This window comes from Nitrososphaerota archaeon, from assembly GCA_016872055.1.
GTDB lineage: Archaea > Thermoproteota > Nitrososphaeria > Nitrososphaerales > Nitrosopumilaceae > Nitrosotenuis.
This window is the reverse complement of the sequence record VHBH01000003.1, coordinates 162,582-172,085: the sequence shown is the minus strand read 5'-3', so window position 1 is coordinate 172,085 and position 9,504 is coordinate 162,582. Positions and strand designations below refer to the sequence as shown.

General features: G+C 40.0%; 7 protein-coding genes. 4 read left to right on the top strand and 3 right to left on the bottom strand.

Annotated elements, in window-relative coordinates:
* The first annotated feature begins 142 nt into the window (after positions 1 to 142).
* The 3 genes from FJ354_04085 (at position 143) to FJ354_04075 (ending at position 5,038) form a co-directional block, all read left to right on the top strand.
* Positions 143 to 823 (top strand): hypothetical protein, encoded by a 681-nt coding sequence (locus FJ354_04085; protein ID MBM3905849.1) that lies wholly within the window; start codon positions 143 to 145, stop codon positions 821 to 823.
* Positions 824 to 870: 47 nt separating this feature from the next.
* Positions 871 to 3,135, top strand: coding sequence for a hypothetical protein (locus tag FJ354_04080; GenBank protein ID MBM3905848.1), 2,265 nt, complete (start codon positions 871 to 873; stop codon positions 3,133 to 3,135).
* 175 nt (positions 3,136 to 3,310) lie between these two features.
* Positions 3,311 to 5,038: a hypothetical protein gene (locus FJ354_04075; protein MBM3905847.1), complete on the top strand. Its 1,728-nt coding sequence runs from the start codon at positions 3,311 to 3,313 to the stop codon at positions 5,036 to 5,038.
* Between the two features lie 302 nt (positions 5,039 to 5,340).
* Here FJ354_04075 and FJ354_04070 read toward each other — a convergent pair whose 3' ends face one another.
* Positions 5,341 to 7,851: a DEAD/DEAH box helicase gene (locus FJ354_04070; protein MBM3905846.1), complete on the bottom strand. Its 2,511-nt coding sequence runs from the start codon at positions 7,849 to 7,851 to the stop codon at positions 5,341 to 5,343.
* A gap of 172 nt (positions 7,852 to 8,023) precedes the next feature.
* On the opposite strand from FJ354_04070, the gene FJ354_04065 reads away from it, so the two are divergent.
* Positions 8,024 to 8,230 (top strand): hypothetical protein, encoded by a 207-nt coding sequence (locus tag FJ354_04065; protein ID MBM3905845.1) that lies wholly within the window; start codon positions 8,024 to 8,026, stop codon positions 8,228 to 8,230.
* Positions 8,231 to 8,269: 39 nt separating this feature from the next.
* Here the strand turns inward: FJ354_04065 and FJ354_04060 are convergent, their stop codons facing one another.
* Both FJ354_04060 and FJ354_04055 read right to left on the bottom strand, forming a co-directional pair.
* Complete coding sequence (locus FJ354_04060; protein ID MBM3905844.1) at positions 8,270 to 9,007, bottom strand: site-specific DNA-methyltransferase; 738 nt, start codon at positions 9,005 to 9,007, stop codon at positions 8,270 to 8,272.
* A 35-nt stretch (positions 9,008 to 9,042) separates the two neighbouring features.
* Positions 9,043 to 9,378 carry a twin-arginine translocase TatA/TatE family subunit gene (locus tag FJ354_04055; GenBank protein ID MBM3905843.1) on the bottom strand — a complete coding sequence of 112 codons (336 nt, stop codon included), beginning with the start codon at positions 9,376 to 9,378 and terminating at the stop codon, positions 9,043 to 9,045.
* Positions 9,379 to 9,504 lie beyond the last annotated feature (126 nt).

Genomic DNA, 9,504 nt, shown 5'->3' with positions numbered 1-9,504 from the left:
TAGATGTTTGATGTTTTTTTGCGTTGTCATATTTTGATTTTTAAAAAATTTATACATATTAAACAAAATTGGTAGAATCGAAAAACTTGTTTGGAGATTCTACTAGAAATCATATAAACAAAATCTCAAGTCAAAAACTAAAATGAAGACATTTGACACCAAACTGATAATTGCAGTAGTGGCTACTGCCGTAGCATTAGGTAGTTTTACTTACCATTATGCGACTGCCAGTCATGGTTTTGAAACAGGAGCAATAGGTGGAGGATTACCCACTGTTGCAAATGTGATGCTGGCAGGACAAGTAATGAGACCTGGTGACTATCTTGCAATTGCAGACTTTAGCCCCAACTATGTGAGTGGACATTTACTAGTCAGAATACCATGCGATCCTACAACAAAGAAACCCTTGGTTACTCCAGTTGCTGGACACATCGACGAGCTTCTTGACAGGACCTGGGTGGCTCAGGCACAGCTAAACCTTATTCCACACGCAAGTTCTGGTGGAATTCGAGGAGTTACAGGAACCTGTGTGTATCATTCACACATTCCAGCAATAGACCTTGCTGGAGTAGGTAACCCTGGTGCACCAAGAGTAACGGACATTGGCTTGTTAAATCAAGGACAGACCAATGTGGTGTTTAGAACTGGAAACACTGCATCATTTACGTTACTCAGAGTAATAGGTGACATAAATCCACCAAACCAATACGGCCCAACAGGATCAATGCCTGCGCCGTATAATGCAGTGAACTTCCCTGAAGTAAATCTGTCAAACCCTCAAGCAAGCGTCACTACCGACACTGCTTCACACAGCGGCCACTAAAAATGGCTCTTTTTTCATTTTTTTTGGTTAGGTTATTTGTACAACAATTGTCATGCGATAAAAGTACAAGATCTAACTCACCAAAAACTGACATTAGATTTCTAGCATTGGGAGTTTTACTAGCTCTTGTCTGTTTAGCACCTGCGCTAAATGAGGTACATGGACTAACTACTGCCAAAAACTGTTCTGGATGTGTCAATAACACAAGCACTCAAGTCTTGACGATTTTTAATTTCCAGACCGAGGATAATCCTTTTCTTGCCGGCAATGCCACATTTATCGTAACACCAAATCCATATTCCCACACAACTAATGCAACTGATTATCTGGATCTTTCCACCTGGTTTAATTTCGTAGTTTCGGACAATGATCAGCTAGACTCCGACCCAATGTCTGGGATAATAGAACTAGTGGGAGTAAACAATGGCACGTACAGTATAATGCAGATCAGAGGCACTTCTGGTTTTGGAACTGCGGCATATCCTGTGGCATCAGATGAAATCACAGGAACAAACGGATTCAGCTATGTGACTCAGACTTTTGTCAACTTTACCACTACTGCGTCTACTATAATAGAACCTCCACTAATCAGCGATACACTATTTGACAAACTCAAAAACACAGGTGGTGCCAAAATAAATGGCATTGCAATATCTAGCAAAAATGACCTGCCTCCAGCCAAGATAGTTGCAATCTCTCAAAAATTGACGGCAACTCCGCCTGACCATATTGTTTTCACTCAGACGTTTTCAAATTCTGTGACTCCGTCCACACTAATTAGCACACTTGGAATTCCTACATATTCGCCGCCAACTGATACTTCATCTGGCACCAGTACTACGTTCATCCCTCCAGTGTATGTTGCACCAGTTGCTAATAATGGGGGAAACTTCATCGTCACCCCTGTAATGGATACAATAGTACCTGGTTCCAACATTATGATCAGAGCAGACACAGTGTCTCAGGGCGGTGCTCATCCAATGCTAGAGTCAATTGAGCTACCAATGAACACGCAAGGAAGCAATATTGGAATTAGCGTTAAAGTATCTAGTGCGATTCCATCCGGTTCACCATCGATTCCTTCGGGATTTGCCAAAATGTACTTGAATCTTCAAACAAGTGGTGATATTGATTTTTCTGACACCAGTGTGTATTCTGAGGATCCGACCATCAGATTCACACTTGAAAAAGTAGGTTCTGATTGCCCAACTGGCGTAACACTGTATCTTCAACAAGGAGACCGCTGGAGTGTGGTCGGTTCTAATCTGTCCGCTTCCTCTACAGGTGCTCTTACCTGCACATATGCAAAAACCGTTGATCACTTTTCTTCATATTTGGTCGGAACTGGAAACACCGAAGTTCATACTCATGGTGGTAGTACTTCCCATTCAAGTACTCATAATTCTGCATCACATGGTAGTCATTCTGGTCACTCACATGCCTCCATTGTAAAGCATGAACCAAGTGAACATCCATACGAGCATGCCATACTGCAAATAACAAAGCAGCTGACAATCTATGAAATACAATACTCACTGGAAACAGGAACTGCTCAAATCATAATTGGGACTGCGGGTAGTTTGGACGATATCGAAGTCCAAGTCCACGCACGAAAAACTGGACTATTTACTGCAAAGCTTGCCAAAATGAATCCATTTGAGCTGTTCAACAAGCAAAGTCACGGTGATCTTAACAAGTATGTATTTGAGTTTCCACTGGATCCAAACGAGACTTACTTTAGAGTATCCGTAGATGATGCAAAATATACCCTAGCGCAAACCGTCAAAATTGATGGAATCCGAGGAAAATTGGTACCGTGGTATGCCGATGCCTCTGAATCATCTGAGCACTTGGAACATGATTCACATGTGACGACCAATCCCGTAGAATATTCCACCAAATTTGATGGGGGAACAAAAACCGTATCATACAATGACGCGCAATTCCAAATCAAATATGAGATGGCTGGTGCAATCTCCGGTATTTCTGTAGACGAAACATCAAAATCAGTTACGTTTCTCTTATCAGAAATATCTGGAGGAATGGCAACCATCCAAATCCCAAGAAGCCTAGTTGATGCAGTTGGAGATAATTTCATAATCTTGGTCACAGCATCACCACAAGAACAAATTGATTATCAAATAATATCATCCACATCAGATAATTACACGCTGCAAATGAATCTGCCAGAGGGTGCATCATCGCTTACCGTAGTGGGTACTGCAGTTGTGCCAGAGTTTGGATTTTTGGCGCCACTAGTACTAATCTTGGCAATAATTCCTATTGTATTATCAAAAAGATTTCAATTCTAGAAAAAACTGGTGAGAAACCAAATGAATACAAAGAGATTTTCGACAAGTGTGGTTTCTCACCGATACACTGCATAAATTATCTATTACGAATAATTAAGAAAATTGGTAGATCTACCAAATTTGCTTCTCAAAAGCAGATTCTTCGTTTATTAGATGGATTTACCAAAGGCAGACTGTGAAATTACCAATATTGCTTGTTTTTGGCATAATTTCTGTACTATTTTACGCACAACCATCGTTTGGGCACGGTGTGGGAGGAGAAACATTGCCTCCGGTAGTCATCGATGGCAAAAATGCAACACTTTCACTTTTTGTAAATCCGCCAACATTTGACAAAAAAACAGGCGAATACGAAATTTTGCTAAAACTATACGAAACCGACACTCAGGCAGTAATACCACATGTGACGTATCTTGTGGAAATTAGCAAGGATGGAAAGCAATTACTCAGTGAGCGATTCCACGACGACGCTAGCAATTTATCCATCAAGGTTGAACCAAAAAATACTAACCAAGTAAAGATACAGGGAAGTAATTTCGGCGAACTAGGTTGGATGAAAAATACTGTTCTGTTTCCTCTTAAAGTAGAGGGGCCAATCTTTCTCTCAGGCGGACTATACAAATTTCATATTCAGGTTCTAACTATTAATGCAGACTCAAACAAACTGGATCCGCCAGTCACATTTGACGCATCAATTAGCCTCGCAGAAAAAACTGATTATCCAATATCTTACCAAAACAAGGACTATTCCTTTGGCATAATGTCATATTATGATACAATAAATGGCTTTGAATTTGATGAAAAATTTAGAACCATATCATTTTCAATGCCGTATGACTGGAGTCAGCAAAATATTGCGCAAACAAATGTGGTGCACCAAGAAATTCACGTACCGAAAACATTTCCAGAGATGCTTGTCACAAAATATGATGGTCTAGTCAATGGGATTCCAGTTCCTGAATATGCAATAACAATTGATGATTACACTACAGACAGCAGAATAGTGCACTTGGTACTAAACCAAAAGGAACTGCTCTCAATTGTTGATTCAGTACACGACAAGTCAATTATGGAGTTTGTCATATCGCCTAGCGCAGAAGACAAGTTTCCACTCTCTGCATATACTCAGAACGCCGTCTTTCAGGTAGGATTATCCTGGGAGCCTACGCCAATAATTCCTGAGCAAAAAACGCGATTTTACATAGACATTACTAGGTATTTTGCGCCCAAAATCCAAGAGGACGCAAAATTTGACTTTGTAGTAAAACAGCACGGAAAAGAACTCTACAGAAAGCCAATAACAGGACTAATTGGCGCACAAGAAAAGACCAATTTTCATGATTATACATTCACAAAGGAAAACCTTGGGCCTGCCATAATATCAATAGAGAGCATCAATGGAGAAAAATTATCATCTGTTGATTATGTGGTCGTGGTAAGGCAACAGGAAGAAAAAGGAACATTCCCAATTAGAATTCCAAGTGCCACACCTGACGGTGCACAGGGCAAGTACATTATTGATCTGACTTGGATTCCAGAAACCCTTCAACCGGGGGATGCAGAATTCATCTTTACCATTTATGATAGAAATATGCGGCCCGTCTCCGATGCGGAATATGACTTTGTTCTAATCCAGAACGGCCAGCAAATCTATGAAAATTCAGGAATTGCACAGGCAGGTGGCAGCTTTGAGGATGTGATATTTTTTGAGCAGCATAAAGGACCAGTAACACTTGCAATACAAAATATCGATCAAAGCGGCGAATCTATAGAATTTCCAATAGTAGTGACCCCTGAATTCCCATTAGGCTTGATATTGGTAATGGTATTAACGTTCTCTGCAGTTATTGTACTGTCAAAACTAAATAAGAAAACCGGACACATTCTACGTTACCCATTTTAGTCCCATCTCATTTTCATATCTGAATCCCAAAAGTACTAATTGTATTTTCTATTCTAATGTCTGTTTTGCTAATTACTAGTATTCTAGCAATTTTGTTTTTGTCCAATCTAACACAAAGATCAAAAACATGGCAAATGATGACAAAAAGAACACCAGCAAAGCAAAAGCACATGCAGACGAAATGCGAAAAAAGTTTCTAAAAAAATACGACGACGATTACAAATCAAAAAAGCTAGACTCTAAAAAAACAGATTGCGCTAGGCAAAGAAAAAGCTAGACTCTAAAAAGTATTCAAAATAGGCTCAAACCAGAGGCTTTTCGCCTTCGATGGGCTCTATTATTTCTGTAATTTCACCGTCGTTTATTTTCTGTAAAATTTCACATGATGCCTTTTTATGCAAAAACTCATTATTGTTTCCACACCTGTATGAAAAAGTACATCGAGGGCATCCAGCCTCGTTATTGCATGGACATTCTTTTACGATGGTGAGGCTTCGCTCAAATGCCTTTTCGAGTCTGTCGTATAATGCCTTGCTTGCACCATTTCCACCAATTGCTCCATCATAAATGAAGATCAAACCTGATGTGCCGAGTGAGATTCCACCTAAGTCCTGCGACACTCCTCCTGTGACCATATTGCTTCCTTCTATTATGATGTGCTCTGTTGCATGATATCCGCTTGCCTCTACATATTCTGGATTCTCAGATGATTCCATTTCTGAGCTTGGTGTTGGTGCATGAATTACGATTCCCTTTGTCACAAAATCATATTCTAGCGGTTTATCCAGTAGTACCTTTTGACCTTGGGTTACCTCCTGGCCTAATTCAATATTGACATAGCCGTAAACCTGTTTTTGTATATGCAGTTTGCAAAAATACACCTCTATTCCAAATGCACGCCTTTTCTCATAAACAGTCTCTATTGTAGGCCATTCTTCAGTTAGTGCCTTGGTATAATATGGATAGTCGCGCGGTATTGCAGCGAGCTTGGCGTATTGCTTTTGAGGGTAATCAAATTCCTTCACCTTATACCTGGTTCCAGCAAGAAAATAGATGGCAGATTCGTGCAGCTCTTCTAGTGCCATTGGCAAGACTCTTTCGCCTAGCTTTTTGTCATTATAGAAAATGTCAATGGACTTGCCTATTCCCCTAATGGAATACTCTTCCAGCATTTCTTTGATGGAATCATAGTTTGGCACATAGCGGTTTTCCTGCAAAATCAGATTGCCAGAGTCAACGTGTTTTTGGATTGCCTCGAAATGCTCTGATAACTCGTGCTTGACAATGGGTTTGTCGCACGCCATCGCAAGGACGTGAAATTCCTCGACAAACGGGTTTTTGGGGTCAATGTAGGTTTTTTCTACATCCTCAAAATAGTTGTCTGGGTGGTTCTTGTAGTATTGCGATATTGGGTCATTACCCAATGCCAGAAACGCAAATCCTCGCTGTCCTTTTCTTGCAGCACGACCAATTCTCTGCATCAGTCTGTTTACTGGAATGGTAGTTGAAATGACCCCATCCACATTTCCAACATCAATTCCAAGTTCCAGTGTTGGGGTGCACGATATTGACATTATCTTGTCTTCTTTGAATGACTTTTCAACAAAATTTCTATAGTTTACCATCAAGCCTGCACGATGGACTCGAATGTCGATTTTTTTCTTTTTTGCCTGCATTGCGACAAGCTCGGAATTTAAATGCGAATTTGAAAATACCATGGTTTTGTGTTTCTTTGTTACGAGTTTTTCAAGCAAGTCAATTGTCAGCGCTCGCTGTGTTCGTAGTGAAGGAAATACAATTACAAAGTCAGTTTCTCCTTTTTTACCAGATCCTGAGACTAGATGCATTTTTTCGCAAAAGAGATTCTCGCAAAATTCTTTAGCATTATCCAAAGTGGCAGAAGCTGCTACAAACTGGATCTTTTTGCAGACTCGCTTCAATCTTTTTATGATATAATGCACATTAGAGCCAAAAATCCCCGAATACACATGTGCTTCATCCACTACGAGAAATTGTAATCTCGTCAATAGGGATGCAAACTTTGTTCTGTACATCAAATGATAATGCACGACGTCAAAGTTTGTCACAATGATATTTGGTGGATTGTCTAAAATTTCCAGTCTGTCTTTTTGTTTTGTATCTCCATCAAAGATTGCTGCAGATAGGCCTACCATTTTTGCAATTTCCTGTATTTTTGGCAGCTGGTCACGTGATAATGCCTTTGTAGGATAGACAAATACGGCGGAAATTATGCCCAATTTTGCGTCTTTAGATATCTTGTGTATTACTGGTATTGCAAATGCCTCTGTTTTGCCAGACGCAGTAGGTGCAGTGATTATTACATTTGCACCAGAGATTATTTCCAGTATTGCATCTTCTTGGAACTTGTAGAATTTTGTAATGTTTTTTTCATATAGGTATTGTATTATTTCATCAGACAAACCCATTTCATCTACTGGTAGGCCAAATTCCGGATCGGGTTCCTTGATTGTCTTGTAATATGAAATATAGTCCTTGTTTGAAAATAAAACATCTCTAGTTATGGAGTCAGGTGTGTTGCTGCCTATCATAGATTCTATTTCATTTTTATCGCGAATAATTCCTTCCTCTTTTAGCTGAGAGTGCATCTCCTTTTTGTCCGGTGTCTGACCCTGATCGAATCTGGCCAAAAACTCCAAGTATACTTCGTCGATGTTTTTTGCATAATCGACAATGTCTTGTAGTCCGCACTTGGAACACGCAATCATGAATTTTTTGTTAAATGTTTTTTGAATGGAAATGCCAAACTCACATTTGGGACAGGAATACCTCAACTCACGCCCCATTAGGGGTAGTATGGATTTATGGTTTGGGTATGGTATTGTAACCCTCCCTACTTACTGATCGCATGCGTGCCTTACAAAAAATGGCCATTCTAAGATCAGCAAAGTTGGTAACAACGCGCACTTGGCCAAGTTTATCTATTTGGTATCACTTCACAATGGCATGGGAAGTAGTTCTGGAAGCTACCTGAGAGGAGTAGCAGAAGTTCACAGAAAGTACCATGCGGCCCTCAAGCGCGCAAAAAGCAGACAACAAGTTCTAAATGCTTATTGGAAGCACAAAAAAGAATCTGAACGCCTGCTGGCAAGCCATCTCCGAGACGAGATGGTTGAAGTAAAGCGCGTAAAGGACAAAATGGAATACAGATAGACAAATTGGAATAGGGATAAAACCCAAATTCCGCACTTTTTATGCCTTGAGCCGATACAGATTCTTTTCTAGTCGCTTATTTGCAAAGGCGTGATATTTTTTAACAATCTCAAATCCGAGATAATTTCGTTTTAGCTGCTTTGCAATCATCGCCACTTGGCCTGATCCCAGGAAAGGATCAAAGACAACATCGCCTTCCTTGCTAGAGTATTCTAGGATTTTTTTTACCAGTTCTGCAGGAAGCTTTGTAGGTGTTTTCTGGTCCCCTGTCCAATATTCACGTTTGATATCCCAGACGTCTTCTTTGTCCATATAGTGCAGAGAGCGACCTTGCTCGGTCTTTTCGGCCTTGCCAAATCTCACAAATGGATAGAATCTTCGCTTTTTGTTGTTTTTGCTCACATACACACAATGATAATGCGATGTGACAAACTTTGTTTTGGTCACTACGCCAAACTGGTATTTCCAAATTATGTGATTAATTGTGATAAATCCAACATCGTCTAGTGCATTTAAAATGTCTTTGAGGTTGTTCCACCCAGAAAAAACGTACATACTTCCAGAATCTTTGAGAATTCTATGCGCTTGCTTCATCCATTTTACGGTAAAATCGTAATAGTCCTTTTGCTTGATCTCATTATACCCCTGCATCACTCGTGATGCGGTTCGATTGTAGTTTTGCTTTGTTGCTCTAAAGTCAATTGCAAATGGTGGATCTGTAACGATTAGATCAATTTTGTTTTGGGACAAAAGCTGCATCCCTTCAATACAATTCATGTTGTAGATCTGATTCAGTGCTAGCTTGGCCAAATCTAATTATCCTTTGTGTTTGGACCAGACATCTTAGATGAGATGATTTTTTGCAACTCTTCATCTGTTTTGCCTGCAAAGTCGATTCCAAGTGATTTTGCAATAAATTCCATTTTCTGTCGCTCGTTTTGTACTGGTGCAGTAATGTTTGGCGTTGTATTTGTAATGCCTGCTAGCTGGTTTTGGATGTCGTTTTTCGTCTTGTTATATTCGCCCATCGCACGTCCAAGTTTTTTCGTAACCTCTGGGAGCTTTTTTGTCCCCAAGAGAGCAAACAGTCCTACAAAAATGATAATTATCCATTCACTGCCTGCAATGTTTAGCGAATACTCCAGCATGGCTTGATTTAGTCGTCTGCAAAAATAAGCCTAGCGAAAGTCTAGTTCTGATTAGCAGTCACCAACAATTCTACACAATCAAATTAAAGATCCAACTACGCCCTGAGATTCGATACGGATTCTAAA

Coding starts and splice junctions, on each gene's coding strand:
- FJ354_04065 (MBM3905845.1), top strand. CDS start 8,024: ATGGGAAGTAGTTCTGGAAGCTACCTGAGAGGAGTAGCAGAAGTTCAC.
- FJ354_04055 (MBM3905843.1), bottom strand. CDS start 9,378: ATGCTGGAGTATTCGCTAAACATTGCAGGCAGTGAATGGATAATTATC.
- FJ354_04085 (MBM3905849.1), top strand. CDS start 143: ATGAAGACATTTGACACCAAACTGATAATTGCAGTAGTGGCTACTGCC.
- FJ354_04060 (MBM3905844.1), bottom strand. CDS start 9,007: ATGAATTGTATTGAAGGGATGCAGCTTTTGTCCCAAAACAAAATTGAT.